The sequence below is a fragment of the Burkholderia sp. 3C genome (assembly GCF_054589155.1).
Window position 1 is genome coordinate 253,819 of sequence record NZ_BAAILN010000066.1, and the last position, 25,284, is coordinate 279,102.

General features: G+C 68.6%; 26 protein-coding genes. 14 read left to right on the forward strand and 12 right to left on the reverse strand.

What is annotated here, in order from left to right; all coding sequences use genetic code 11:
* The first annotated feature begins 228 nt into the window (after nt 1–228).
* Both ACYP33_RS11435 and ACYP33_RS11440 read left to right on the forward strand, forming a co-directional pair.
* On the forward strand, nt 229–1,395 hold the full coding sequence (locus tag ACYP33_RS11435) for a transporter substrate-binding domain-containing protein (RefSeq protein WP_459621699.1): 1,167 nt from the start codon (nt 229–231) through the stop codon (nt 1,393–1,395).
* Nucleotides 1,392–2,000: an ANTAR domain-containing response regulator gene (locus ACYP33_RS11440; RefSeq protein WP_206127918.1), complete on the forward strand. Its 609-nt coding sequence runs from the start codon at nt 1,392–1,394 to the stop codon at nt 1,998–2,000. Before ACYP33_RS11435 ends, ACYP33_RS11440 begins: the two co-directional genes overlap by 4 nt.
* Before the next feature lie 18 nt (nt 2,001–2,018).
* Here ACYP33_RS11440 and ACYP33_RS11445 read toward each other — a convergent pair whose 3' ends face one another.
* The gene (locus ACYP33_RS11445; RefSeq protein WP_459621701.1) at nt 2,019–2,720 is read right to left on the reverse strand and encodes an SDR family NAD(P)-dependent oxidoreductase; all 702 of its coding nucleotides are present in this window, start codon (nt 2,718–2,720) and stop codon (nt 2,019–2,021) included.
* A 148-nt stretch (nt 2,721–2,868) separates the two neighbouring features.
* Between ACYP33_RS11445 and ACYP33_RS11450 the strand changes: the two genes are divergently transcribed.
* Complete coding sequence (locus ACYP33_RS11450) at nt 2,869–3,777, forward strand: LysR family transcriptional regulator (RefSeq protein ID WP_459621703.1); 909 nt, start codon at nt 2,869–2,871, stop codon at nt 3,775–3,777.
* A 16-nt stretch (nt 3,778–3,793) separates the two neighbouring features.
* Here ACYP33_RS11450 and ACYP33_RS11455 read toward each other — a convergent pair whose 3' ends face one another.
* Together ACYP33_RS11455 and ACYP33_RS11460 are read right to left on the reverse strand one after the other, a co-directional pair.
* Nucleotides 3,794–4,552 carry an SDR family NAD(P)-dependent oxidoreductase gene (locus tag ACYP33_RS11455; RefSeq protein ID WP_414439984.1) on the reverse strand — a complete coding sequence of 253 codons (759 nt, stop codon included), beginning with the start codon at nt 4,550–4,552 and terminating at the stop codon, nt 3,794–3,796.
* A 98-nt stretch (nt 4,553–4,650) separates the two neighbouring features.
* The gene (locus ACYP33_RS11460; RefSeq protein WP_459621705.1) at nt 4,651–5,409 is read right to left on the reverse strand and encodes an SDR family oxidoreductase; all 759 of its coding nucleotides are present in this window, start codon (nt 5,407–5,409) and stop codon (nt 4,651–4,653) included.
* A gap of 102 nt (nt 5,410–5,511) precedes the next feature.
* Here ACYP33_RS11460 and ACYP33_RS11465 point away from each other — a divergent pair, with 102 nt between their 5' ends.
* Together ACYP33_RS11465 and ACYP33_RS11470 are read left to right on the forward strand one after the other, a co-directional pair.
* The gene (locus ACYP33_RS11465; RefSeq protein ID WP_459621707.1) at nt 5,512–6,426 is read left to right on the forward strand and encodes an AraC family transcriptional regulator; all 915 of its coding nucleotides are present in this window, start codon (nt 5,512–5,514) and stop codon (nt 6,424–6,426) included.
* 192 nt (nt 6,427–6,618) lie between these two features.
* Complete coding sequence (locus ACYP33_RS11470; protein ID WP_414439987.1) at nt 6,619–7,152, forward strand: flavin reductase; 534 nt, start codon at nt 6,619–6,621, stop codon at nt 7,150–7,152.
* Between the two features lie 94 nt (nt 7,153–7,246).
* Here the strand turns inward: ACYP33_RS11470 and ACYP33_RS11475 are convergent, their stop codons facing one another.
* Nucleotides 7,247–8,134 carry a LysR substrate-binding domain-containing protein gene (locus tag ACYP33_RS11475; RefSeq protein WP_459621710.1) on the reverse strand — a complete coding sequence of 296 codons (888 nt, stop codon included), beginning with the start codon at nt 8,132–8,134 and terminating at the stop codon, nt 7,247–7,249.
* A 135-nt stretch (nt 8,135–8,269) separates the two neighbouring features.
* Between ACYP33_RS11475 and ACYP33_RS11480 the strand changes: the two genes are divergently transcribed.
* Nucleotides 8,270–9,028, forward strand: coding sequence for a TerC family protein (locus ACYP33_RS11480; RefSeq protein ID WP_414439989.1), 759 nt, complete (start codon nt 8,270–8,272; stop codon nt 9,026–9,028).
* A gap of 94 nt (nt 9,029–9,122) precedes the next feature.
* Here ACYP33_RS11480 and ACYP33_RS11485 read toward each other — a convergent pair whose 3' ends face one another.
* On the reverse strand, nt 9,123–9,812 hold the full coding sequence (locus ACYP33_RS11485) for a hypothetical protein (protein ID WP_414446762.1): 690 nt from the start codon (nt 9,810–9,812) through the stop codon (nt 9,123–9,125).
* Nucleotides 9,813–10,226: 414 nt separating this feature from the next.
* Here ACYP33_RS11485 and ACYP33_RS11490 point away from each other — a divergent pair, with 414 nt between their 5' ends.
* Together ACYP33_RS11490 and ACYP33_RS11495 are read left to right on the forward strand one after the other, a co-directional pair.
* The gene (locus ACYP33_RS11490) at nt 10,227–10,484 is read left to right on the forward strand and encodes a hypothetical protein (RefSeq protein ID WP_206127907.1); all 258 of its coding nucleotides are present in this window, start codon (nt 10,227–10,229) and stop codon (nt 10,482–10,484) included.
* Nucleotides 10,485–10,620: 136 nt separating this feature from the next.
* Nucleotides 10,621–11,769: a hypothetical protein gene (locus ACYP33_RS11495; RefSeq protein ID WP_459621713.1), complete on the forward strand. Its 1,149-nt coding sequence runs from the start codon at nt 10,621–10,623 to the stop codon at nt 11,767–11,769.
* Here the strand turns inward: ACYP33_RS11495 and ACYP33_RS11500 are convergent, their stop codons facing one another.
* Nucleotides 11,770–12,447, reverse strand: coding sequence for a pyridoxamine 5'-phosphate oxidase family protein (locus ACYP33_RS11500; RefSeq protein WP_459621715.1), 678 nt, complete (start codon nt 12,445–12,447; stop codon nt 11,770–11,772).
* A gap of 95 nt (nt 12,448–12,542) precedes the next feature.
* On the opposite strand from ACYP33_RS11500, the gene pdxR reads away from it, so the two are divergent.
* The gene (gene pdxR / locus ACYP33_RS11505; RefSeq protein WP_459621717.1) at nt 12,543–14,039 is read left to right on the forward strand and encodes a MocR-like pyridoxine biosynthesis transcription factor PdxR; all 1,497 of its coding nucleotides are present in this window, start codon (nt 12,543–12,545) and stop codon (nt 14,037–14,039) included.
* A gap of 167 nt (nt 14,040–14,206) precedes the next feature.
* On the forward strand, nt 14,207–15,073 hold the full coding sequence (locus ACYP33_RS11510) for an alpha/beta fold hydrolase (RefSeq protein WP_414446758.1): 867 nt from the start codon (nt 14,207–14,209) through the stop codon (nt 15,071–15,073).
* Between the two features lie 74 nt (nt 15,074–15,147).
* Here ACYP33_RS11510 and ACYP33_RS11515 read toward each other — a convergent pair whose 3' ends face one another.
* On the reverse strand, nt 15,148–15,924 hold the full coding sequence (locus tag ACYP33_RS11515) for an alpha/beta hydrolase (RefSeq protein WP_414439995.1): 777 nt from the start codon (nt 15,922–15,924) through the stop codon (nt 15,148–15,150).
* A gap of 301 nt (nt 15,925–16,225) precedes the next feature.
* Here ACYP33_RS11515 and ACYP33_RS11520 point away from each other — a divergent pair, with 301 nt between their 5' ends.
* A complete protein-coding gene (locus tag ACYP33_RS11520) occupies nt 16,226–17,020 on the forward strand; it encodes an SDR family NAD(P)-dependent oxidoreductase (protein ID WP_459621720.1) in 795 nt (264 codons plus the stop codon).
* 192 nt (nt 17,021–17,212) lie between these two features.
* Here ACYP33_RS11520 and ACYP33_RS11525 read toward each other — a convergent pair whose 3' ends face one another.
* The 3 genes from ACYP33_RS11525 to ACYP33_RS11535 all read right to left on the reverse strand — a co-directional run bounded on the left by ACYP33_RS11525 (nt 17,213) and on the right by ACYP33_RS11535 (nt 19,521).
* A complete protein-coding gene (locus ACYP33_RS11525; protein ID WP_414442017.1) occupies nt 17,213–17,584 on the reverse strand; it encodes a hypothetical protein in 372 nt (123 codons plus the stop codon).
* 162 nt (nt 17,585–17,746) lie between these two features.
* Nucleotides 17,747–18,817 (reverse strand): AI-2E family transporter, encoded by a 1,071-nt coding sequence (locus tag ACYP33_RS11530; protein WP_459621721.1) that lies wholly within the window; start codon nt 18,815–18,817, stop codon nt 17,747–17,749.
* A 260-nt stretch (nt 18,818–19,077) separates the two neighbouring features.
* Nucleotides 19,078–19,521 carry a rubredoxin gene (locus tag ACYP33_RS11535; protein ID WP_459621722.1) on the reverse strand — a complete coding sequence of 148 codons (444 nt, stop codon included), beginning with the start codon at nt 19,519–19,521 and terminating at the stop codon, nt 19,078–19,080.
* 89 nt (nt 19,522–19,610) lie between these two features.
* Here ACYP33_RS11535 and ACYP33_RS11540 point away from each other — a divergent pair, with 89 nt between their 5' ends.
* The 3 genes from ACYP33_RS11540 to ACYP33_RS11550 all read left to right on the forward strand — a co-directional run bounded on the left by ACYP33_RS11540 (nt 19,611) and on the right by ACYP33_RS11550 (nt 22,565).
* Nucleotides 19,611–20,189 carry a TetR/AcrR family transcriptional regulator gene (locus tag ACYP33_RS11540; protein ID WP_459621723.1) on the forward strand — a complete coding sequence of 193 codons (579 nt, stop codon included), beginning with the start codon at nt 19,611–19,613 and terminating at the stop codon, nt 20,187–20,189.
* A gap of 349 nt (nt 20,190–20,538) precedes the next feature.
* Nucleotides 20,539–21,543 carry a YVTN family beta-propeller repeat protein gene (locus tag ACYP33_RS11545; protein WP_414446752.1) on the forward strand — a complete coding sequence of 335 codons (1,005 nt, stop codon included), beginning with the start codon at nt 20,539–20,541 and terminating at the stop codon, nt 21,541–21,543.
* Between the two features lie 11 nt (nt 21,544–21,554).
* Entirely contained in the window at nt 21,555–22,565 is a 1,011-nt protein-coding gene (locus ACYP33_RS11550) for a sterol desaturase family protein (protein WP_459621725.1), read from the forward strand.
* Nucleotides 22,566–22,658: 93 nt separating this feature from the next.
* On the opposite strand, the gene ACYP33_RS11555 is transcribed toward ACYP33_RS11550, so the two are convergent.
* Nucleotides 22,659–24,113 carry a nicotinate phosphoribosyltransferase gene (locus tag ACYP33_RS11555; protein WP_459621726.1) on the reverse strand — a complete coding sequence of 485 codons (1,455 nt, stop codon included), beginning with the start codon at nt 24,111–24,113 and terminating at the stop codon, nt 22,659–22,661.
* A 95-nt stretch (nt 24,114–24,208) separates the two neighbouring features.
* Complete coding sequence (locus ACYP33_RS11560; protein WP_459621727.1) at nt 24,209–25,249, reverse strand: bifunctional nicotinamide-nucleotide adenylyltransferase/Nudix hydroxylase; 1,041 nt, start codon at nt 25,247–25,249, stop codon at nt 24,209–24,211.
* Between the last annotated feature and the right edge of the window lie 35 nt (nt 25,250–25,284).

The window sequence follows — 25,284 nt, forward strand, 5'->3', positions numbered from 1 at the left end:
ATGGGCGAAACATATCGCAGTGAAAAATCCGTGGCAAGCGGAAATTTTCGAGGCCGCGCGGGCCGCCCCGCGCCCGCCATGCGGGCCGATCCGGGTTTGTTTTCCTACCCGCGAATCGGTTATGGTCACGACGACACGCCGCGAAGCGTGCCGCGCCGCACCCGCTCGGGTGCGCCCCGCGCGGCGCTTCGCGGCCTCGATTCCTCTTACCGTTGCTTCGTCCTTCTCATGACTTCATCGCACCGCGACCCGATCCGGATCGGCGTCCTGCTTTCCGAAACCGGCGTGACCGCCCCGATCGAACGGTCCCAGCAGCGCGCCACGCGCTTCGCGACCGAGGAGATCAACGATGCCGGCGGCATCGACGGCCGCGAGGTCGAACTGGTGCTGTGCGACCCCGCCTCGCGCCCCGCGCGCTACGCCGAGCTGCTGACCGGCATGATCGCCAACGAAAGAATTCGCGTGGTGGTGGGCTGCTACATGTCGAGCACGCGCAAGGCCGTGCTGCCGGTGCTCGAACGCCACAACGCGCTGCTGCTGTATCCGACGCTGTACGAAGGCTTCGAATGCAGCCGCAACGTGATCTACACCGGCGCGGCGCCGAACCAGAACAGCTTCCCGCTGGCCGACTACATGCTGCGCAATCACGGCAAGCGCGTGTTCATGATCGGCTCCGATTACATCTATCCGTACGAAGCGAATCGCGTGATGAGCGATCTCGTGTTCGAGAATGGCGGCGAGAAGGCGGGCGAGATCTACCTGCCGCTCAACGCGGGCTACGACGCGTATCGCGATGCGATGAAGAAGATCGTTGCGGCCGCACCCGATTTCATCTATTCGACGGTGGTGGGCATCGGCATGGCGCATATCTATCGCGCGTATGCCGAAGCCGGCCTCGATCCGGCGCGCTGCCCGATCGCCACGCTGTCCACCACCGAAACCGAATTCACGGCGATGGGCGCGGAAATAGGCGAAGGCCACATCACGTCGTCGCCGTATTTCCAGTCGGTCGACACGCCGGCCAACCGCGACGTGCTCGCGCGCTTTCGCCGCCGCTTCGGCGAGGACATGGTGACCGACATGTGCTGGGAGGCGGCCTATTTCCAGATGCATCTGCTGGCCGACGCGATGCGGCGCACCGGCGGCGACGAGCCCGATGCGCTGCTGCGCACGCTGCCCGGCCTCGAATTCGATGCGCCGCAGGGGCGCGTCAAGATCGACGAGCAGAATCACCACACCTACCTGCGCCCGCGCATCGGCCGGCTCAATGCGCACGCCCAGTTCGACATCCTGCACGAAGCGCCCGACTGGGTGCGCCCCGATCCGTTCGTGATCGCGTTCGGCGACGACACCGGCAACGCCGCGCTCGAAATGGCCGACGGGGGGCGCGAATGAAGCCGTTTCATACCGCCCGCACGCCGGAAGTCCTGCGTGCGATCCGTTCGCTGCATGTCGCCGTGATCCATCCCGACGACGACGATCGCGCCGAACTGATCGCGCAACTGAGCCGGATCGGCTGCCGCGTCTGCACGTTCTGGCCGCACGCCGCCGAGCTGCCCGACAACGTCGACCTGGTGTTCCTGGCGGTGCGCCCCGAGTCGCTCGCGGTCGAACTGACCTGGCGCGACAGGCGCGACGCGCCGCCGGTGATTCCGGTGGTGACCTACGAGAACCCGATCATCATCGAGGCCGTCATGCAGCTCGATGCGCATTGCGTGATTCCGTCGCCGGTGCGTTCGTTCGGCGTCCTGACGGCGATTTCGGTGACGATGTTCCAGCACCGCAATCGCCAGCAACTGGAACGGCGCGTCAAACGCAACGACGAGAAGGCCACCGAGCGCCGCCAGATCCAGCGCGCCACCGCGATCCTCAGCGAAAGCAACGGCATTTCGGAAGACAAGGCCTACGAACTGTTGCGCACGAAATCGATGACCGACCGCACGCCGATCGAACAGATCGCCAACGCGATCATCAACGCGAGCCAGATGTTGCGGATGTGAATGTGCGGCGGCCCGGGCTCACCACGGCACCGTCAGCCCCTGGTAGTCGAGATACTGCAGCCCCGCGCGGCCGGCCTGCGCCGCCATGGTGTCGAGCAGCTTCGGAATGCTGTCGTCGATGCCGAGCCGCGCCTGCGGGCCGCCCATCTCGGTGCGCACCCAGCCCGGCGCCATCAGCAGCAGCGTGCGCGGGTCGTCGGCGTGGCGCGCCGCGAAGCTGCGCATGAACATGTTCAGCGCGGCCTTGCTGGCGCGATACACCTCGTAGTGGCCGTTCAGGTTGTTGGTCACGCTGCCCTGCCCCGACGACATCACGCCGATCGTGCCGCCCGGCGGCACCCGTGCTTCGAGTGCTTCAATCACCCGCATCGGGCTCAGTGCGTTGGTGACCATCACGCGCACGAATTCGTCGGTCGACACGTCGGCCACCGTTTCGCGATCGTCGTTCTTGACGCCCGCGTTGACGAACAGCACGTCGAGCCGGCGGCCCGCCAGGCGCTCGCGCAACGCGGCCAGTTCGTCGGGCATGGTGATGTCGAGCGTTTCGACTTCGAGCGCGCCGCCCGCGTCGCGCGAGCGCTGTTCGAGCGGCGCGGTGGAATGGCGGCGGCCGGTGGCGATCACGCGCCAGCCGCGCTTCAGGTAGCCGTCGACCATCGCGAGGCCGAGGCCGCGCGATGCGCCGACGATCAATACGGTGTGCTGATGGTTTGCTGTCATGTGGCGTGCCCTCATCGAGTGGCCGGCGCGATCGCCAGCCGATGAACGCACTGTAGCGGCGCGCCGCACATGGCGGAAGACGCATGGCTTGCAGCATTAACCTGCACGTGGCGCCATGTCTCGAGCGCGTGCGTGCTAGCATCCGCGCATGCCCGATTCCGACCTCAACCTGCTCGTCGCGCTCGACGCCCTGCTCGCCGAAGGCAGCGTGGCCGGCGCCGCGCGGCGGCTCGGCCTCAGCGAATCGGCGATGAGCCGCACGCTGGCGCGGCTGCGCGCGGCCACCGGCGATCCGCTGCTGGTGCGCGCCGGGCGCGGCATGGTGCCGACCCCGCATGCGCAGGCGATCCGCGAGCGCACCCGCGCCGCGTTGCACGAAACGCTGGCGGTGCTGCGGCCGGCCGGTGCGGATCTCGATCTGGCCACGCTGCGCCAGACCTTGACGATCCGCGCCAACGAGGGCTTCGTGGAGGCGTTCGGCGCGCAGTTGATCGCGGCCGTCACCGCCGACGCGCCGCACGTGTTCCTGCGCTTCGCCGCCAAGCCGGCCAAGAGCGCGGCGCCGCTGCGCGAAGGCACGGTGGATCTCGAAATCGGCGTACTCGGCGAGATGGGGCCGGAGGTGCGCATCCAGGCGCTGTTCCGCGACCGCTTCGTCGGCGTGGTGCGGCGCGGCCATCCGCTCGAACGCGAGCGACGCGTCAGCGCCCGGCGCTACGTGGCGTTCGGCCATGTGGTGGCCGCGCGCAAGGACAACCCGCGCGGCCCGGTGGACACCGCGCTGGCCGCACTCGGGCTGGAGCGCACGATCGCGGCGGCCGTGCCGGGCTTTCCGGCCGCGCTGGCCGTGGCCCGCCATTCGGACCTGATCGCGCTGGTGCCGGCCTCGTTCTTCGACGCGCAGGCCGGCGACAGCGCCCACGCGTTCGCGTTGCCGGTGGACACCGGCACGATCACCGTCTCGCAGATGTGGCACCCTCGCCTCGACGCCGATCCCGTCCACCGCTGGCTGCGGCAGCGCGTGCTCGCCGTGTGCCGCAGCCGATCGGCGGACTGATGCCCCGAAGTACGGCTTACCAGGGAATCGTCTGGTTTTCCCAGCGCGTGAACGTGCCGGTCGGCGCGTCCGGCCCCTGCAGGGCCACCCGCACCGCCTCGCGCGCGCCTTCCTCCAACGTTTCGGTGCCCGAATAATTGTTGAGATTGGTGCGCGTATAGCCCGGCGACACCGCGTTGACCTTGATCCCTTCCGGCTCCAGTTCGAGCGCCATCGCCAGCGTGATGGCGTTGAGCGCCGTCTTCGAGGCCGGATACACGGGGCCGAAGATCGCGCGATACGGGAACGCCGGATCGGAGTTGGTGGTCAGCGAGCCGACGCCGCTCGACACGTTGACGATGCGCGCCGCCGGAGCCAGCCGCAGCAGCGGCAGCATCGCCTGATACACGGCCAGCACGCCGAACACGTTGGTGTCCCACACCGCGCGCATCTCGTCGATCGAGACGTTGCTCGGGCGCGTGGTTTTCGAGTATTCCTCGATGGTCTGGCCGTCGCGCAAGCCGGTGTTCGAGATCGCCGCGTTGTTGATCAGCAGATCGAGCCGGCCATACGATTCGCGGATCAGCCGCGCCGCCGCGTCGATCGAGGCTTGATCGGTCACGTCGAGCTGCAGCGCGCGCGAGCCTTCGCCCACTTCCTGCGCGGCCGCCTCACCGCGGTCGAGCCGGCGCGAGCCGATCAGCACGAAGCAGCCACGCGCCACCAGGTCCTTGGCGATCTGAAGGCCGATGCCCTGATTGGCGCCGGTCACGAGTGCAATGCGTTGGTCCTGCATGAGTTCTCCTGAATATCGGTTTTGGCGGGATCGGCAGGGGTACTAAACAGCGTGCCAATCCCGCTGTCCTTAATCTGGACGGAATCAACGCGCCGGAATCAGCGCGCCGCGGCCAACTCGGCGGCCCATGCCTCGGCATCCTTGCCGGCCGGGATCTTCAGCGGCGTGGCCGGATCGGTGGCGGCGCGCCACACGGCCTCGGCCACGTCGATCGAATGCGTCAGCGGCCCCGAGGTGTCGGCCATCCTGGCCAGCACCGTGTTGACCAGCTCGGCATAGGCCGGATGATCGAAGCCGGCGATGTTCGCGCGCGCGTTATCGCCGAAGCGCGTTTCGGGCGAGCGCCCCGGCAGCACCAGCCGCACGCGCACGCCGAGCGGCTCGACTTCGAGCGCCAGCGATTCGGTGTACGCGTTCACGGCCGCCTTGCTCGCGCGATAGGCGCTGATCAGCGGCAGCGGCTTGATCGTCACGCTCGACGTGACGTTCACCACCACCCCGGCCCGGCGCGCGCGGAACTGCGGCAACACCGCCTGCGTCAGCGCGATGGTGCCCACGGCGTTGGTCTCGAACACGCTGCGCACCGTGTCGAGCGGCACCAGCTCGGCCGGCGAGGCCGCGCCGAAACCGGCGTTGTTGACCAGCACGTCGATCGGGCCGGCCGCCTCCACGGCCGCGCGGATGCTGTCCGGGCGGGTCACGTCGAGTGCCAGCACGCGCAGGTTCTCGGAAGCCGGCAACAAGTCCTCGCGCGGCGTGCGCATGGTGGCGACCACACGCCAGCCGCGCTCCAGGAACAGCCGCGCGGTTTCGAGGCCGAAGCCCGACGAACAGCCGGTGATCAATACGGTTTGCATGCATGACTCCTGTCGAACAAAGAAAAGGTGCCTCTACGATAGGGGCTCGCGGCCGTACTTGCTACAATCAGCAATCCGAATTTCATTTGCGAGAGTCCAGCCATGATCGATCCCTTAGCCGAGGTCGTGGGCTTGTTGCAGCCGAGCGCGCGCTTTTCCAAGTTCGTCTACGGCGCGAGCCCGTGGCGCGTCAGCCGCACCGATTCGGGCCAGCCGTTCTATTGCGTGGTGCTCGACGGCGGCTGCCACTTGATGGTGGACGGCCACGAGCCGACCGAGCTGCGCACCGGCGATTTCGTGCTGATTCCGGCTGCCTACGGCGTGGGGATGTCGAGCCTGGCCGCGCCGCCGCCCGAGGCGGACAACTCGATGCCCACCCCGCTGCGCCCCGGCGAGTTCCGGATCGGCGCGGCCGAGCGGCCGATCGATTCGCGCATCGTGGTCGGCCATTGCAGCTTCGGTTCGCCCGACGCGGCGCTGCTGGTGTCGCTGCTGCCGAGGCGCGTGCATGTGCGCGGCGAGGCGCGGCTGGCCACGCTAGTGCATCTGATGCGGGAGGAATGGAGCGAACAGCGGCCCGCGCGCGAGGAAGTGCTGACGCGGCTGCTGGAGGTGCTGCTGATCGAGGCGCTGCGCTCGACGGCCGGCACCCAGGCCTCGCCGGGCCTCGTGCGCGGCCTCGCCGACAGCCGGCTGGCCGCCGCGATTCGCGGCATGCACGAGCGCCCCACCCATGCGTGGACCGTCGCCGCGCTCGCCAAGCAGGCCGCGATGTCGCGCTCGACGTTCTTCGAGCGCTTCAGCCACGCGGTCGGCGTCGCGCCGATGGAATACCTGCTGACCTGGCGCATGGCGCTGGCCAAGGATCTGCTGCGCCGCAATCAGGGGCGCATCGCCGAGATCGCGCAACGCGTGGGCTACAGCTCCGCCAGCACGTTCAGCGTGGCGTTCACGCGGCACGTCGGGCAGCCGCCGTCGCACTATGCGCGCGAACAGACAGTCGCCGACCCGGCCTGAGGCAACACTGCCCGACGACTGGATGCCTGCAGCCCGACAAGCCGCGCCCCGCCTCGAAAACCCCGGCAAGCCAGGGGTTTCCCTGACTTTTCCGGCGAGACGGGCGACACTGCCGGACTGTTCGACGAAATCGGCGGCCCCGGCGCGTCCCGGGCACGACGTTTCGTCATGCTTTCCGATTCAGGAGTTTTCATGACCGACCCGATGCGCGCGCCTGCCGACGACGAAGCGCGCCAACTGTTCCGCCACGCGATGGCGCACCTCGGCGCCGCCGTCAACGTGATCACGACCGACGGCCCGCTCGGCCGCTGCGGCGTGACGGCCAGCGCCGTGTGCTCCGTGACCGATGCCCCGCCCACGCTGCTGATATGCCTGAACCGGTCGAGCAGCACGCACGCGGCGTTCACGAGCCACGGCACGCTGTGCGTCAACGTGCTGCCGGGCGAACACGAATCGCTGGCGCGTCATTTCGCAGGCCTGACCAAGCTGCCGATGGACGAGCGCTTCGGCCAGACCGACTGGGACCTCGGCCGCGACGGCGTGCCGGTGCTGCGCGACGCGCTGGCCAGCGTGCAGGGCACCATCGTCGAGATGAAGGAAGTGGGCTCGCACACGGTGCTGTTCGTGGAGGCGACCACGATTCGCGTGCGCACCGATGCGGACGGGCTGATCTATTTCGGCCGCGCGTTTCATCGCGTGGGGCGGACGGTGGAAGTGACGGTGTGATGCCGCGCGGCAAAGGCCGCGCCCCGGCAACGACATGCGACAACGGCGCCTTCAAGGCGCCGTTGTCGTTTCCGCGGTAACGGTTCAGCCTGCCTCACGCGCCCTCTCGCACCGCCCCGATCACCAGCTCCGCGAGCGGATGATGCTCACCGCGCCGCGACCGGATCGCGTAGATCTCCTCGACCGCGCCCTCGGCGCGCCCGAGCCGCCGCAGCCCGCGCAGCAACGCCGCATCGCTCGCCCCCGATTCGCTCAACGGAAACACCCCCAGCCCGCGCGCGCCGAACACGGCCATCAGCGCGCTGTCCTCGAACTCGCCGACGATGCGGGGCCGGATGCCGAGCGTTTCGAACAGGCGCTCCAGTTGCGCGCGCAGCGGCGAATGCGGGGTGGGCAACAGCACCGGCAACGTGGCCAGGCACTCGGGAAACCGTGCACGCGCGGCCGCCGTGACGAGCGAAGCCGGCCCATACCAGTCGACCGGCGAGGCCGCCAGCCGCTCGCTGGTGAGCCGCAGCGCGGGATGCGGCGGCGCGGGCTGGCTGGCCAGCACCATGTCGAGCCGATGCAGCGCCAGCTCGGCCAGCAGCTCGTCCAGCTCGCCCTCGTGGCACAGCAGGCGCAGTTGCGGCGTGTCGAGCGCGGGCGCCAGCACGGCATGCGCGGCCAGCTTCGACACGCCATCGGTCAGCCCCACCGCGAGCCGCGCGGTCTCGCCGCTCGCGGCGGCGCGCACGTCGTCGGCGATCCGCGCGCCGATCCGGAACATCTCGTCGGCGCGCGCGAACGCCGCCTGGCCCGCCTCGGTCATGGTCACGCCGCGCCCGGCGGGCTTCAGCAGCGGATGGCCGAGCGCGCGCTCCAGCTCGCGCACCTGCGCGCTGATGGTCTGCACGGCCATGTCGAGCCGGTCGGCCGCACGCGCGAACCCGCCCTCCTTGACGACGACCCAGTAGTAGTAGAGATGGCGGAAATTCAGCATGATGACCCTGGCGGCAACGTCACGATTCGTAAAAACCGAAGTATGAATCAGCTTCACGCTGGTTTTTTCGAACCCGGCAAGCGCCGATCATAGCAAGCCTCGACCACGCGTTCTCATCGGATTCCGGAACTCCCCATGGACCACCTGTTGACCCTCGCCGCCGATCCCGCCATCTGGGCCGCCCTCCTGACGCTGGTGGCCATGGAGATCGTGCTCGGCATCGACAACCTGATCTTCATCTCGATCCTCAGCAACAAGCTGCCGGAGGCGCAGCGCGCCCGCACCCAGCGGATCGGCATCGGCCTCGCGCTGATCCTGCGCCTGGCGCTGCTCGGCACGGTGGCCTGGATCGCGCGGCTCACCCAGCCGGCCTTCACGCTGTTCGATCACGCGTTCTCGTGGCGCGACATGATCCTGATCTCGGGAGGCCTGTTCCTGGTGTGGAAGGCGACGCGCGAAATGCATCACCACGTCGCGCCCGGCGGCGGCGACAGCGCGGGCGGCGGCGTGGCCGCCGCGGTGCTGACGCCGGTGGCCGCGATCGGCCAGATCCTGGTGCTCGACATCGTGTTCTCGATCGACAGCATCGTGACGGCGATCGGCATGACCGAGCACGTCGCGATCATGTTCATCGCGGTGATCTCGGCCGTCACGGTGATGCTGTTCGCGGCCGGCCCGCTGTCGCGCTTCATCGATCGCAACCCGACCATCGTCATGCTGGCGCTGAGTTTCCTGGTCGTGATCGGCATGACGCTGATCGCCGAAGGGTTCGGGACGCACGTGCCGAAGGGCTATATCTACGCGGCGATGGCGTTCTCGGCCTTCGTCGAGGGCATGAACATGCTGTCGCGGCGCGCCAAGGACAAACGCACAGAGGCGGGCGGCGGGCACTGAAGCCGCCCTGCGGTGATGGATTCGGGAAGGAAAACGAAGTAACGCGGAACGCAACCGGACAGCGGGCGGCAAGCGGGCAGACAGCGCCCGCCGCTCACTCCGCCGGTTGCAGGCCGCGGACGCGGCCCCGGCGCGGGGCGGCCAGGCGCTTGGTTTCGCGGCGTGCGCCGGCGGCCTGCATGGCGCGCTCGATCGCGAGCGCCGCATGCGTGCCGGTGGGTTCGCCGATCGACAGTTCGGCATAGTTGCGCGCATCGGCGGCCCATTGCGTGGCCAGCGTCGCGTAACGCCGAGCGCGTTGCGCGCGATCCTGCAGGCCCAGCGCCAACGCTTCGGAGCCCGACGCATCGGGCCGCGCGTTGCGCACGGCCTGCGCGGCACGGTGTTCGAGTTCGACGGCATCCGCATCGGCATCGTGCGCATCGCGCACGGCCGCCTTGGCGGCGGCCTGTGCCTCGCGCTCGGCGACATCGGCGGAACGGGAGCGCGACGACGGCCGGCGCACGCCGGCGGAGGCGGCCGCGATCATCGCGCCGTCGGCCGACGAACGGGCGGCGGCATCGGCGTTGGCCATTGCCAGCGCGACGGACGGCATGATGCGGGAAGCGGGGGACGTATCGGCACGGCGGGCACGGCGCGGCGGTTGCGGCGCCGCCTGGCGCACGAACGCTTGTTGCGAATACGGATTCCGTCTTGCCTGACGGCCGGCGAACCAGACGCCGGCGGCGATCGCGACGATCGCGAAGCCGATCGAGGCAGCGATGAGCAGCAGAATATCTTGCATCGTCTGAGGTGAGATCACGGTTGGCGGCGCAGCCCGCCGGGATATCGGCCGGCGCTGGGGAGGGCGCCGGCAAGCGCGCCTACTATACCGCTATCGGCGTTTTTATGTAGGTATTCGCCCGGATGTCTCCGACATTTTTTTCGTAGCAGAAGATCCTTTGGATGCGCACGCAAACAAGGTTCGCGATAACCGCCGGGCAGTGTTTCGCGGCGCAACAATCACCGCGATTAGCACGCCGAATGGTTCTTTCGAATGGCCCGGCCGGAGTTTTGCTGCATTGCACGCAGCCCGCTTCAGGCATCGCCCCCGAATTTGCACGTCGGCCTCGAACCACACCAGTGCGCGTCACGGTCGACGTTTTCGCGCACCGGGCCGGGCTCGAAATCAAAATTTGATTCCGGGTAAACTTGCCGGATGGAAAAGTGCCGCTACTGCGAAAGAATCCGCGACGAATGGGAGTGCCACGGACCGGCCTGCCGGGACGCGATCGCCCGCGCGCTGAAACGGCAGCGGGCGGGCTTGCCGCTCGTGGCGAAGGTCATCCGCAATGAAATCCCGGCCGGCGCGAGCACTGGCGAAGTGATCTCGGTGCTGTCGCGTCAGCGCCTGCGCGCGCGGCGCGGCAACGAGGAGCGCCGCGAGCGCAAGGAAATCGACGACGATCTCGGTTGAGCGGCCTGGCTCCGCCGTCGTACGCCGCACGCTTTACGCATTCCGACCCCGCTTACAAGTCGTCACAACCCCGGCCGAACGAAATCGGGCGAGCTTTGCCTCACCGGTATCGACTCTTCCTTGCCGAGGCCATGTGATGCGAGATTTCGACGCCCCGTCGCCCCGACTCTCCACCGCCGCCGTACACCGCGCGCGCGGCGCCGCCCTGCTCGTCTGGCTGTGCGCGAGCGCGGCCGCTGGCGTCGCCCCGCCAGCACTCGCCCAGGATGCCGCCAGCAGCGCGACTGCCGCGAGCGCTTCCGCGCATGCCGCCGCCAAACCGGCCCATGCCTCTTCCGGCACGTCATCGGCCGCGAGTGCCGCAACCGCCGCGTCGGGCGCACCGGCTTCAAGCGCGGCATCGGCATCGACACCGGCCTCCGCCACGGAAGCCCCCGAAGTCCCCGCCGTGCTGCCGCCGCCCGTGTTCCACCCGGCGCCGGCCAATGCCGACGACGCCATCGCGATCACGAAGCGCGCCGTCGCGATGCGCAACGCCTATGCGAGCGAAGTCACGCGCCGGCTCGACGTGCCCGCCGATGTTCAGCATGCCTATGCACTGCGTCTGCAACAGGCGCTGGCCGCGAAGGGCCACGCCGATCTGGCAGGCGAATACGTGGTGCTGGTCGATCGCGCGCGCAACGTGCAGGCGCTGATGGTCTACTTCCGCACGACGCCGGCCAACCAGTGGGAATGGATCGGTGCGTCGCCGGTCGGCACCGGCATGCCGGGCCAGTACGACCACTTCGTGTCGCCGACCGGCGTGTTCGAGCACTCGCCCGTCAACATGGATTTCCGCGCGGAAGGCACCGAGAACGAGAACGGCATCCGCGGCTACGGCGCGCGCGGCCGCCGCATCTTCGATTTCGGCTGGGTGGACGGCCAGCGCGGCTGGGGCAAGGGCGGCATGTCGCCGATGCGCTTCCAGATGCACTCCACCGACCCCGACAAGCTGGAGCCGCTGCTCGGCATCCGTCACTCGAAGGGCTGCGTGCGGATTCCCGGCTCGCTCAATGCGTTTCTCGACCGGCATGGCATTCTCGATGCCGACTACGAAACGCGCGCCGCCGAAGGCGAGGTGCCGCGCGTGCTGCACGACGGCGATGCGCCGCGCGAGGCCACGCCCGACGCGGGCCGCTACCTCGTGGTGGTCGATACCGCCGCGGCGAAACGCCCGGCGTGGTCGCCGCTGCCGGGCCGCGCAGCCTGGCGCAAGGTGCCGAAGAGCGGCGACACGGCCGACTGATCAGGCCACGATGGCCGCTTCCCATTCCCGCACGTAGCCGGGGACGGCATCGGGCATCGCGCCCGGCCCCGCATCGGGCACCGGCGCGACGCGCGCCACGCCGAACGGCAGCACGCCGGCCCACACCGGCAGGCCGAGGTCCGCCTCGTCGTCGTTCGGGCCGCCGGTACGGACCTTCGTCACGGCTTCGTCGAAGCCGATCCGCAGCACCGTGGTGGCCGCCAGCTCCTTCGCGTTGCCCGGCCGCGCCTCGCGGCTGCGCCCCGGCGCAAGCTGGTCGAGGAACACGTCGAGCACGTGCGCCTTGTCGGCATCGGGCACCACCTCGAAGCAGCCGTAGATCATCGCCGATCGATAGTTCATCGAATGATTGAACGCCGAGCGCGCGAGCACGAGGCCGTCGAGGTGCGTGATCGTCACGCAGGCCTGCGCGCCGGACGCGGCCAGCTTCAGCATCCGGCTGCCGTTCGAGCCGTGGATATAGAGGTGCGCGCCATCGCGCCAGCATGCGGTGGGAATGCAATGCACGCCGTTCGAATCGGCGAACGCGACGTGGCAGACATGCGCCGCATCGACGATCGCCTCGAGCGTCGCACGTTCGTAGCCGGCGCGCTGCGCCTCGCGGCGGATGCGGGTGCGATCGGTGGGCGCGGTGGCGGGCGCGACGGCGTCGGTCATGGCGGAACTCCATAAAACAAGGGGAAGATTCCGGACGATACGGAAATCATGGCACCATGCGTAGATCCAGCTTCTCCCTCTTTTTTGGAACCACGATGGATTTCCGCGTTCTGCTGTCGACGGCCACGGCTCCCGCCTCGCTTCACGGCGACAGCCGCCCGACGCGCCAGCACAGCCTCTACGCCAGCCTGCGCGAGGCGATCCTGCAACGCCGCCTCGACGCCGACACGGCACTGCCCTCCTCCCGCACGCTGGCCGAGGCGCTCGGCATCGCACGCAACACGGTGCTGCACGCCTACGAGCGGCTCGGTGCGGAAGGCTTCGTGATCGCCGACCGGCAAGGCACGCGCGTGGCCCGCACCGGGCTGCCGCCGGCGCGCGCCGATCAGGCCACGCCGCTGGCCCTGCCACCGCTGTCGCACCGCGCCGCCGGCCTGAGCCGCCAGGCCGATCGCCCGTATGCCACCGGCGCATTCGTGCCCGGCGTGCCGGCGCTCGACGCGTTTCCGCTGGCGGCCTGGCGACGCGCGGTGGAACGCGCGTGGCGGCGCGTCGGCCCGGCCCAGCTCGACTATCAGCCGGGCGCCGGCAACCTGCGGCTGCGCCAGGCCATCGCCACCTACCTGCGCGTGTCGCGCGGCGTGGCCTGCGAGGCCGAGCAGGTCCTGATCACCGATGGTTCGCAACACGGGCTCGACTTGTGCGCGCGTGCGCTCGCCGACGCGGGCGACATCGCCTGGATCGAGAACCCCGGCTACGGCGGCGCGCGCGTGGCCCTGCAGGCGGCCGGGCTGCGGCTCGTGCCGGTGCCGGTCGACGCGCACGGCCTCGCGCCCGACCCGGCGCAATGGCGCGAGGCGCCGCCGCGGCTCATCTACATCACGCCCTCGCATCAGTACCCGCTCGGCGCGGTGATGTCGCAGGAGCGGCGCGTCGCGCTCGTGCAGGCTGCGCGCGAGGCCGGCGCGTGGATCGTCGAGGACGACTACGACAGCGAATTCCGCCATCACGGCACGCCGCTGGCCGCGTTGCAAAGCGCGGTGCGCGACGCGCCGGTGATCTACCTCGGCACCTTCAGCAAGGTGATGTTCCCGGCGCTGCGGATCGGCTTCGTGGTGGCGCCCGACGCGATCGCACCGGCGCTCGAACACGTCTCGTCGGCACTGTCGCCGCGCGGCCGGCTCGCCGATCACCTGGCGCTCGCCGAATTCATCGAGGCCGGTCATTTCAGCCGCCATCTGCGCCGCATGCGGCGCGTCTACGCGGAGCGCCGCGACGTGCTGCACGACACGCTCACGCGCCGTCTCGGCGGCCTGCTCACGGTCTCGGCCGGCGACGGCGGCATGCATCTGTCGGCCCGGCTCGACGCGCCGGTGTCCGACCTCGAGGTGGCGCGCACGGCCGCCACGCACGATCTCGTACTGCGCCCGCTCTCGCCGTTCTGCCTGCCCGGCACCGATACCACGCCCTACAACGGCCTGGTGCTCGGTTACGGCAACGTGCCGGTCGAATCGATCGAGGCAGGCGTGACGCGGCTCGAACGCGCGATCGACGACGCGTGCCGCGAGGCCCGCCCGCGACACGCCGCCTGATCGCGAGCCGGCGCCGCTGGCACGCTGGCACGCTGGCGCCCTGGCATACGCCGTCGATATTGCTGCGTACGCCAAAACATATTGGTCAGACCGCCCGCTCGTGGCGTAGGCTTGTCGCCCAGTCGTCACGTCCCTGTCAGGGCTCCAGCACACTCGGTGGTCAAGAAATGAATCGTCGGTTCCGGTTGTCGGTCGTTGCGGGCGCGCTGTTCGCGCTCGGTCTTGCGGGCAGCGCCAGCGCGCACCGCGTCACACGCGACGGCGACACGCCGCCGCCCGCCACGGCGGCCGCCAGCGCCGCCGACTTCGCCACGCGCAGCGCCGTGCAGGATCTGCCGCTGCCCGGCGGCGAACATCAGCGCGTGCTGTTCTATGGCCCGGCCGGCCCGATGCGCGGCGTGATCGTGATGTTTCCGGGCGGCGCGGGCGACGTCGGCATCGAGCGCGACGGCACACTGCGCCACGACAACAACTTCGTGGTGCGGACCCGCGAGCTGTGGGCGCGGCTCGGCTACGGCGTCGTGATCGTCGATGCGATCGGCACTAAATCGCTGCGCGGCGAGCGCAGCACCGAGGCCTACCGGCAAGTGCTGCGCGAGATTCTCGAATACGCGCATACGCTGACCGACCAGCCGCTGTGGGCGATGGGCACCAGCCAGGGCTCGATCGCGGCGATGGCGGCCGGCTCGACCGCGCGCGACGGCGAACTGGCCGGCATCGTGCTGACCGAATCGGTATCGGTGGTGGGGCATTCGGGTGAAACGGTGTTCGACGCGCGGCCCGAGCGCGTGCGCGCGCCGGCGCTGGTGGTGGCGAACCGCGACGATGCCTGCACCGTCGCGCCGCCCGCGCGCGCCGACGAAATCGCCCGGTCGATGTCGCACACCACGGCCACCGTGCTGCGCGTGGAAGGCGGCGTGGCCCAGTCGTCGAACCCGTGCAGCTCGTTGTCGCCGCACGGCTATTTCGGCATCGAGAAACAGGTGGTGAGCGGCATCGCTCACTGGATGCGCAGCGTCGCGCCGCCCGCCTGATACTTCGGAGTGCGAAAGCAAGGATCGACGCACCCGCGCCGATCCTTGCCTCCGTTTCCCGCTTACCGCAACGCTTACTTCGCTTCGCCGGTCGCTTCGATGATCAGGTTCGCCACGGCGGCCGGATGCGAGAGCAGCGACACGTGGCTCGACTGGATCTCGATCGTGTGCGCGTGCATGCGCTGCGCCATGAAGCGTTCGAGATCGGGGTTGATCGTGCGGTCTTCGGTCGACACCGCGTACCAGGTCGGCTTGTCGTGCCACGCGGCAACGGTGGTCTTCGCCATCGTGATCGGCTTGCCCATCGGCTGCTGCACCGCGTAATAGACACGCGCTTCCGACGCCGGCAGGTCGCCCGCGAAATCATGCACGAAGGCCTGTTCCGACAGCTTGCCGAAACCGTCCTGCGACCATTGCAGGCCCGCCGACGCCTGGGCGGCCGGGAATTTCTTGGTCAGCGCCGGGTAATCCTCGCCGGCATCGGGCGCGCGCGCCGCGATATACACCAGGCCCTTGACCTTCGGATCGTCGCCGGCCTGGCTGATCACCATGCCGCCGTACGAGTGCGCGACCAGCAGCGTCGGGCCGTCCTGTTGCGCGAGCGCGCGCTTGACCGCGTCCACGTCGGCGTCGAACGAGGTGGTCGGGTTCTGCACCGCCGTGACGTGCAGGCCCTTGGCCTGCAGCAGCGGAATCACCTTGGCCCAGCTCGAACCGTCGGCGTACAGGCCGTGCACCAGCACCACGTTCTTGATCGGCGCGGCGGCCGTGTTGTCCTGCGCGAAGGCCGTGGCGGCGCCCGTCAGGGCGGTGCAGGCGAGGGTGGCGGCGATCAAGGATTTCAGCTTCATCTGACTTCTCCGGAAACACTTCATTGAGGGGAGTGGAACGCTTCGTTTGCCTGAGAGGCCAGGAAACGCTGCGGTACAAATGGGCGAACACAAGCACCTCGCGTTTTATTCCCACGTCATCCAAAATATTTTTTGCGGCCGCGCCGAAGCACCGGATCGGGTGGCTCGGCAGGCAGCGGATCGGCGTGCGTACGGGCATGCGCCGATTCGTCTAACCTGACACACGGTTCGTCGTCCACCCGCAGGCCGCCAGCGGCTCGCCGCCTGCATTCGTTACAACGCCCTTTCCGGAGTCTTTCTCATGCAGATCAACCTGACTGGCAAGACCGCGCTGGTAACCGCCTCGACGGGCGGCATCGGCTACGCCATCGCCGACGGCCTGGCCCGCGCCGGCGCGACGCTGATCGTCAACGGCCGCAGCGAGCGCTCGGTGGAAGCCGCGCTCGCGGCACTGCGCGCGTCGGTGCCCGGCGTCGCCGCCTCGGGCGTGGCCGCCGACCTGTCGCACGCGGCCGGCGTCAAGCAACTGACCGAGGCCGCGCCGCACGTCGATATCCTCGTCAACAACGCCGGCATCTACGGCCCGAAGCCGTTCTTCGATATCGACGACGACGAATGGGAGCACTACTTCCAGATGAACGTGATGTCGGGTGTGCGGCTCTCGCGCCACTACCTGCCGACGATGCTCGACCGCGACTGGGGGCGTGTGGTGTTCATCTCGTCGGAATCGGCGCTGAATATCCCGGCCGACATGATCCAGTACGGGTTTTCGAAAACGGCGCAGTTGTCGATCGCGCGCGGCCTCGCCAAGCTCGCGGCCGGCAGCGGCGTGACGGTCAATTCGGTGCTGCCGGGGCCGACGCTGTCGGAAGGCGTGAAGGCGATGCTCAAGGACAGCGCCGATCAGCAAGGCAAGACGGTCGACGAAGTGGCGGTGGAATTCGTGCGCACGCAGCGCCCCAGCTCGATCCTGCAGCGCCCGGCCACCACCGAGGAGGTGGCGAACCTGGTGGTGTACGTGTGCTCGCAGCAGGCGTCGGCCACCACGGGCGCGGCGTTGCGCGTGGATGGCGGGGTGGTGGATACGCTGGCTTGAGTTCGGGGAGGCGGCGGGCCGGGTTGCGCTGCCGGCAGCGGCGTGGGAAGCAGCCTCGGCCGCCTGGAAACCCGGCAAGGCCTGACAGCACGGCGCAAGCGGCATGGCCCGCGCCGGCCGCCGTGCCCTTTCCGCTCGAAAGCGCGAAAGCTCGGTGGCTCGGTGGCTTAAACGCTCAACAGCCCGGAAAGCTCAGGCGGCGGGCGCCGCGCGACGCAGCAAACCCTTGCGATCGGCTTCCATGCAGGTGGCGAAGCCATGATGCGTGACGAAGCCATGGCGGTCGAACACCACGTAGTACGGCTGGTGCTCGTTGCCGTGCTGGAGCATGTAGTTGTAGCAAACGCCGGTCCCGCTGCGCACCATCCAGACGCTGGACGGATTGCCGCCGGCGCCCACCACGCGCTGCTGGGTCGCGCCGTGTTGCGACGCCGCCTTCGGCACCGGCAGGCGCGCGTAGGAGAACGAGGGATGCAGCCAGCCGAACCACGAGCAGCCGGACAACAGCAGGCTCGCGGCGACCGGCAGCACGGCGATGGAGGAACGCGGGGGCGTGGGCAGCATGCCGGATAGAACCCGGGCGGCGCGATCGGTTGTCATCCACGCATCCTAAAGCACCTTGCGGTCCTTTATGTTGAATTCTGTTGAGAACGGCGCGCGGCGCCAAGTGGTTGCGCGCACAAGAATAGCGCGTCAGAAAACCGCCCGCGCGTGGCGGGCGCGTGCTCAATCGATCCATTCGGTCCACAGCACGGTCAGCACCGTCATCAGCGCGGGACCGATGAACAGGCCGAGCAGGCCGAAAGTTTCCGCGCCGCCGAGGATGCCGAACAGCACCAGCAGGAACGGCAGCCGCGCCGAGCCGCCGATCAGCACCGGGCGGATGAAGTGCTCGGCGATGAACACCACCACGAAGCCGAACACCGCCAGCCCGATCGCCCAGGCCGCCGCGCCCTTGACGATGAACAGCCAGAGCGCCGCGCCGCTGAACACCACCGGCGCGCAGAACGGCAGCATCGCGGCCACCGCCGTGACCAGCCCGAGCAGCGCCGCATGCGGCACGCCGGCGAACGCGTAGGCCACGCCGAGCAACGCGCCCTCGCCCAGCCCCACCACCACCAGGCCCGTCACCGTGCCGTAGATGGCCGAAGCCATGCGCTGGATCAGCGACGCGCCGTTCTCGCCGAACGCGCGCCGAACGCCGCGCAACAGCGAATCGGACACGCGCGGGCCACCCTGGAAGATCACGAACAGCGTGACGAGCATGAAGCCGAACAGCACGGCCGCATGCACGATGTGCGAGCCGAACGCCCTGCCGTAGCTGACGAAGGCCTCGCCGTTCATGCCCTTCACGCCGGTCGGCGCGTGCAGCGGCTGCGCCAGATGCGCCTGCCACCACGCGCTGACCTGCTGCGCGCCGAACGGCAGGTGACTGACCGCGTCGGGCAGCGGAATGCCGTTGGTGCGCGCGTCGCGCACCCAGGCGAACACGTCGTGGAACTGGGCCGCGGCCTGCACCACGGCCACCGCCACCGGCACCACCAGCAGCAGGCCGACCGCCGAGGTCAGCAGCACCGCCACCAGCGTCTTGCGCCCGGTCAGCCAGCGCACCCCGTTGATCCGCCGCAGCGCCGGCCACAGCGCGATGGCGATCACGCCGGCCCAGACGACGGCGGGCAGGAAAGCGCGGATTACCCACAGGGCCAGCGCGACGAGCACTGTGTAGAGCGCGGCGAGCGCGATCGCCTGCGCCTTGGGACGCGCGGCATCCGGCGTCGGACGGGGGACTTGACTCATCGGGACACTCTCATCGAAAAAGGGGCGGCAAAACAAGGCTGTGCCGCCATCTTAAAGGACGATCGCGGGCGGCTTGCAAAACGCCAAAGGAAGGTGGCGATGGGTGAGGTCATTGCAAGGCGCGCGGCGGGTGGCGGCGAGTAGGCGGGAAAGGCGCGTTGCACGCCTCGTCATCGGTGCTTGAGCCCGCCTCCGCCTGTCGCGAGGCAGGCGCGGCAGGCGCGCGCTGCACGCCCCGCCTCGTGCACGTTCGGGTTCGATCAGAACGCCATCAACGCGAAATCTTCCTTGCCGACATCGCACAGCGGGCAACGCCAGTCGTCGGGCACCTGCTCCCAGCGCGTGCCGGGCGCGAGGCCGTGCTCGGGGTCGCCGGTCGCTTCGTCGTAAATCCAGCCGCAGATCAGGCAAACGAACTGTTGAAAATCGGTGGCCGGCGCGGCGCCTTCGCTGGCGTTGGCGGGTACGGCGGTTGCATCGTCATTGCCGTTGGCGTCGCCGGTGGAAGGTGGAGCGGCGTCATCGAAACTCAGCACGAGCGGCTCCATGCCCTGCACCGGATTGCCAGCCAGATAGGCGTCGAGCGCGTGGTAGAGCCGGTCGGCCTCGTCGGCGGCCAGTTCGATCTGCAACGGCTGGCCGGCCTCGCCGGTCAGCCGGCGCGGCGAAAACTGCAATTCCAGGGCGGTTCCTTTCTTGTACATAAGACAAACCAGTCGATTCAAATACCGAATGGTATCTGTATACTGACGGGCATTCAACCAACCCCCACTCATTCCACAGGGAGACAGGCATGGCGAGGCTGACCCGCGAGGCAAGTCAGGCGCAAACGCGCATCAAGCTGCTCGAGGTCGCGGTCGCGATGTTCGCGCGCGACGGCTACGCGGCCACCTCGCTCGACCGTATCGCGGAAGTGGCCGGCTTCAGCAAGGGCGCGGTGTACTCGAACTTCCAGGGCAAGGAAGCGCTGTTTCTCGAAGTGCTGGAGGCGCACGGCCAGCGCAGCCTCGCCGATCTGCACGCGGCGATCGACGGCGCGGCCGCCTTGCCCGAGGCAATCGACCGGATCGCCGCATGGGCCGACCAGCATTCGCGCGAAGGCAACTGGCCGCTGTTGATCCTCGAATACGCGCGCCACGCCAAACCCGCCGATACGTTCCGCGAATCGCAGGAAGCCGTGTTGCGCTCGCACTGGCGCACGCTCGGCGAGCGGCTGCTCGCGCTCGACCCGGCGTTGCGGATCGACGCGGAAACGGTGGGCGCGCTGATCTTCGAACTGACTTACGCGCCGGCCATGAGCTTCGTGAGCCGGCCGACCTCGGGCGACCTGCTGCGCACCGCGCTCGGTGGCGTGTTCGGCACGCTGCGCTGAAGCCCTGTATCGGGCGCCCATTGTTGCGCAGGCAACCGGTTGCACGCACAACCATCTACGCTCGATTCTTCCCGGCGACTTTCAACCACGCTTCCACCGAACCTGCGTCGCGCCGTCGATCCGCTTGCACGCGGCCTTCGATTTCCCCTGCATTGCTGCGCGCCGTAACGCGCTGGGGCGCAAGCCCGCCGTGATTGTTCCACTCATACGCGCAGCGCATCGTCTCATCCGCACAATGCATTGGACGCCTGAATACGCAGCCGGTAACTTGCGCGTCTGCCGTGCGCGCGCTCGCCCGAGCCGCGCCGCATGGCTCCGCTTACCTCACGCCCGCCTCAGGAAGTCCAAGATGTTCCGTTCCCCCGCCGCGCGCCTGCGCGTGCTGTTGCTGTCCGTATGCTGCGCCGCCGGCGCACCGCTCGCCGCCCACGCCGACAACGTCATCGTGCTCGATTCGGGCGAAGCCAGGATCAACCTGATCGACGAAGCCACCCGCAAGGTGGTCGACACCCTGCCGGCCGGCAAGGAACCGCATCACCTGATGATCACGCCCGACGGCAAGACGCTGATCGTGGCGAACTCCGTGTCCGACAGCCTGATGTTCGTCGACCCGCCGACCGGCCGCGTGGTCGGCACGCTGCAGGACATCGAGGATCCGTATCAGCTCGGCTTCTCGCCCGACAGCCACTGGTTCGTCACGAACGCGCTGCGGCTCGATCGCGTGGATATCTACCACTACGACGCGCCGCTGCACTTCACGCTCGCCAAGCGCCTGCCGCTCGCGAAAATGCCGAGCCACATGACGTTCTCGACGGACAACCGCACCGTGTACGTCACGCTGCAGGAGTCGGGCGAGGTGGTGGCGATCGACCTGCCGACGCAAACGGTGGACTGGCGCATGCACGTCGGGCAGGACCCGGCCGGTCTGTGGATGACGCCGGGCAACCGCTACCTGCTGGTCGGCATGACCGGCGAGGACGACGTGGCGGTGGTCGATTGCGTCACGCATCAGGTAGTGAAGAAGATCCACACCGGGCGCGGCGCGCACAACTTCCGCTCGCTCGACGATGGCCGCCACGTGGCCGTCACGAACCGCGTGGACAGCACCATCAGCGTGCTCGACTACACCGCGCTGACCAACACCGGCGACATCACCGGCCTGATGCCCGGCCCCGACGACATGGAACTGTCGGCCGACAAGCGTTTCCTGTGGGTCACGTTCCGCTTCTCGCGTCATGTGGGCGTGATCGACCTGAGCACGCGCAAGCTGGTCACCACGATCGCCGTGGGCCGCTCGCCGCACGGCCTGTTCTTCGCCGATCGCGCGCCCGTCTACGCGCCGAACCCCGACTGACGGAGGCCGTCATGCTCGATACGCTGCTGGCTTCGGCCGACAACCTGATCGGCGCCGTGCAAAGCGGCGTGTTCGTCGATCTGGTGCAGCCGCTGCTGTTCCATGTGCATCTGATGGACTACGACGAGGACATCTACGATGCGCTGTACTGGGTAATCGTGGCCGTGTGCGAGATCGCGCTGACCTGGGCGGTGCTGCGCCCGCTCGAAGCCTGGCGGCCGCTCGAACGCTGGCCCGACCGCCGGCCGGTGCGCGCCGACATCTGGTACACCTGGATCGCCAAGCTCGGCGTGGTGAACGGGCTGTTCTTCGTCTATCTGCAACCGCTGTTCAATCACGCCGAAACCTGGATGCAGGTGCACCGCGTCTGGAACGTCAACCTCGACGAGTTCTGGCCCGGCGTATCCGATCAGCCGCTCGTGTCGTTCGCGATCTACGTGGTCGCGCTCGATTTCGCCGGCTACTGGTATCACCGCTGGCAGCATCGCTTCGGCGTGTGGTGGGAGCTGCATGCCGTGCATCACAGCCAGCAGCGCATGTCGTTCTGGAACGACGATCGCAATCACTTCGTCGACGTGGTCGTGCAGGGCGCGTTCTTCGCACTGCTGGCGCTGCTGATCGGCGTGCAGCCGGGGCAATACGTGGTGCTGGTGGCGGTCAGCAATACCTTGCAGAGCATTCAACACGTCAATGCGCGAATCGCCTACGGGCCGCTGCTGGAGCGTTTGATCGTCAGCCCGGCGTTTCATCGCCGTCATCATGCGGTCGAATACGGCCACACCGGCGTGGCCTATGGCTGCAATTTCGGCGTGCTGTTCCCGTGGTGGGACATGCTGTTTCGCACGGCCGACTGGACCCGCAAGCTCGAACCGACCGGGATCTCGGATCAGCTCGCGAGCACGGCCGGGCCGGGGCGCGACTATGGCATGGGCGTGTGGGCGCAGAACGGGCTGGCGCTGGTGAGGATCGCGGCGCGCGTGCGTCTTGCGTGCCGCCGTGCGTTCATGGCGCGTTCGGCCTGAGGCGGCGCGGCGCTCGTGTCGCAGCACGCTGCGACACGATAAAAAACGCCGGCCGCATCGCTGCGCCGGCGTTTTTTCACGCTTGCCGATAGATCAGGCCGCTGCCGCCGCCAGCGTTTCCCCCGCATGCGCGCGAGCACGCACCTCGGCCAGCGTCGTTTCCTCGAGCAGCCGCCCCGTGTCGAACACGGTGTGCAGCGCATCCTCCCATTCGCCTTCGACGGTGTGGTCGCTCCACTGCGCCGGCAGCGCGACGGTGCGATAGTCGCCCGTCGCGCGGTGACGCTGCAGCGTCAGCCGCCCCTGCTTCGAGCGCTTGCCCGGATCGGTGACCGGGTCCTTGCCGACCGGCTGCCACGTCTCGCCGCGCCGGATCGCCGAGCACTTCATCGCGAAGCGCTGCGTGTCGCGATCGACCTGCTGCAACAGCGCGCCGCCCATGCCGAACACCACGTTGCCGGCCGAATAACCAGCCGCGTCGAGCGCCGCCAGGATCGCCTCGATCGAAGCCTCGTTGACGCCGTCGCCCTGAATCACGCGCACATGGTTCAGCACGCGGCGGCCCTTGCCGTTGACCGTCGAGCCGAACGACGCGTCGAGCGCGCGCACGGTGCGCAGCACGATGGTTTGCGGATCGCCCGAATCGGGCCGCACCACCAGCGTCGCGCCCGAATCGATCACGGCTTGCCGCAACGGGCCGCCCCACAGGTCGAGCGCGGCGAACAGATCGTAGGAGTCCGACACGACCGAGACGAGGCCGCCCGGCTTGCCGCAACGCGCCAGCACGCTGCGATACGCGTCGGCCTCGCCGTCGCGGCCCCACGCGGTGATGGTGCTGTGCTCGGCGGCCGGCACCGAATAGGCGGCCATCGGCTCGCGGTAGCAGCGGTTCGCGGCCAGCACGCCGAGCACCGTGTCCGAACCCATGAAGCTGACCAGGTGCGCCGCGCCGCCGATCGCGGCCGATTCCGCGCTCGACACGCCGCGCGAGCCGAAATCGTGCAGCTTGAACGGCAGTTGCGAGAGATCGTCGTCGCTGCGCTCCAGATAGCCGCGAATCGTCTGCCGCAGGTGCCAGCTGCGCGTGGCCACCGTGACCGGGTACCAGATCCGCAGCAAAATCGTTTCGACATACGAAGCCAGCCAGAACAGCTCGGGATCGTCGCACTCGACCGTCATCAGCACGTTGCCGACCGGCACCACCGAGCCTTCCGGCACCGCGCGGATGCGCAGCGGCAGGTAGCCGTCGTAGCGCTCCACCACGCGCCGCCAGCCGGCCTCGTTGAACGGCTCGCCGTGCAGCGCGAAGAACTCGCGCGCCTCGTCGATCATCGCGTGCGTGACGGGCCGGCTCAGGTGCGTCTCGAGCAGCATCTGCAACCCGAAGAACAGCGTGCGCGCATAGCGGCCGCCGCGCGATTCGATGTAGGAAAACATCGCCGTGGCGTCGGGCGGATATTGCAGGAAGTGGGAAGCCTTGTAGGAATCCGTATCGAGAATCGGATTGGCGAGAATCGCGGCGAGGCCGCCGGCGTCTGCGGTTTGCATGGTCAGAGCTCCTCTGGACCGGGGGGAAGCCGCCGGGTCTGTCCCGGCGGACCAAACGCGCCCGGCTCGCGCCGGGCGTGTGATGCGGAGAAACGTTACAGCTTGCCGAGGAAGTGATACGCGATGTCGAAGTGATCCTCGAACATGCGGTCACGCATCGTCTCGAACTCGTTGAGCGGCACCCAGCGCGCCTTGTCGGCGTCGTCGCTGCCCTTCACGCGCGGCAGGTCGCCGGTCGGGAAGTGAAACAGCGAAGCGTGCGTGATGGTGCGCCCGCGCAGCGAGCGCGTGGGATGGTCGAACACCTGGCGATCCTTCAGCGAACCGCGCAGCACCGGCTCGGGCAGCTTGAGGCCGGTTTCCTCGCGCAGCTCGCGGATGCAGGCCGCGTCGAGCCGTTCGTCCTGTTCGACGAAGCCGCCCGGCAGCGCCCACAGCCCCTGCCCCGGCGCGCTGCGGCGGCGCACCAGCAGGATGTGACCGGAGTGCACCACCACCGCATCGACGGTCACGAACGTGACCGCATACGGCGCGGCCGCCCACTTCCTGCGATACGCGGCGATGAATTCGGCTTCGGATTTGAGCTGCGCGAACTCGGGACGCGTGTGGAACGCCTCCAGCCACGCGAACACCGGCGCGGGCACGGCCCACGACACGAAGCTGTTCGGCCGCTCGGCGAAATACTGCTCGCGAATTTCGGTGGCCGAAATATCCTCGCTCGGCTCGACCTCGACGAACGGCCATTGCGGAAACATGCGCAGGTAGTACGACGAGGCATCTTTCTCGTGGCCGATCAGGCCGATGCTCGCCTGCACCGCATCGCCGCCGAGCGCGCCGGCCACCGACTGCTGAACCCAGCGCACCCAATCGGTGTCGTTGTAGGTGGAATCCTGCACCGGCACGATCTTCACGCGGGCGCGCTCGCTGTCGTCGAGCAGCGATTCGAGCATCTGGCGGCGCTCGTCGAACGAGAACGGATCCTTGATGGTGCGCGGGCGGTCGGTCGAGCCGATCAGCACGCAAACGCGCGGCGCCTGCGCCAAGGCGGCTTTCAGGACATCGAGGTGACCACGGTGAGGCGGCTGGAAACGGCCGATGAAAACGAGCGCGTCGAAGCGCCTGGACTGCGTGCTCATGAGGCTCCCTCAAGAGTGTGAAGTGCTCCGGGTCT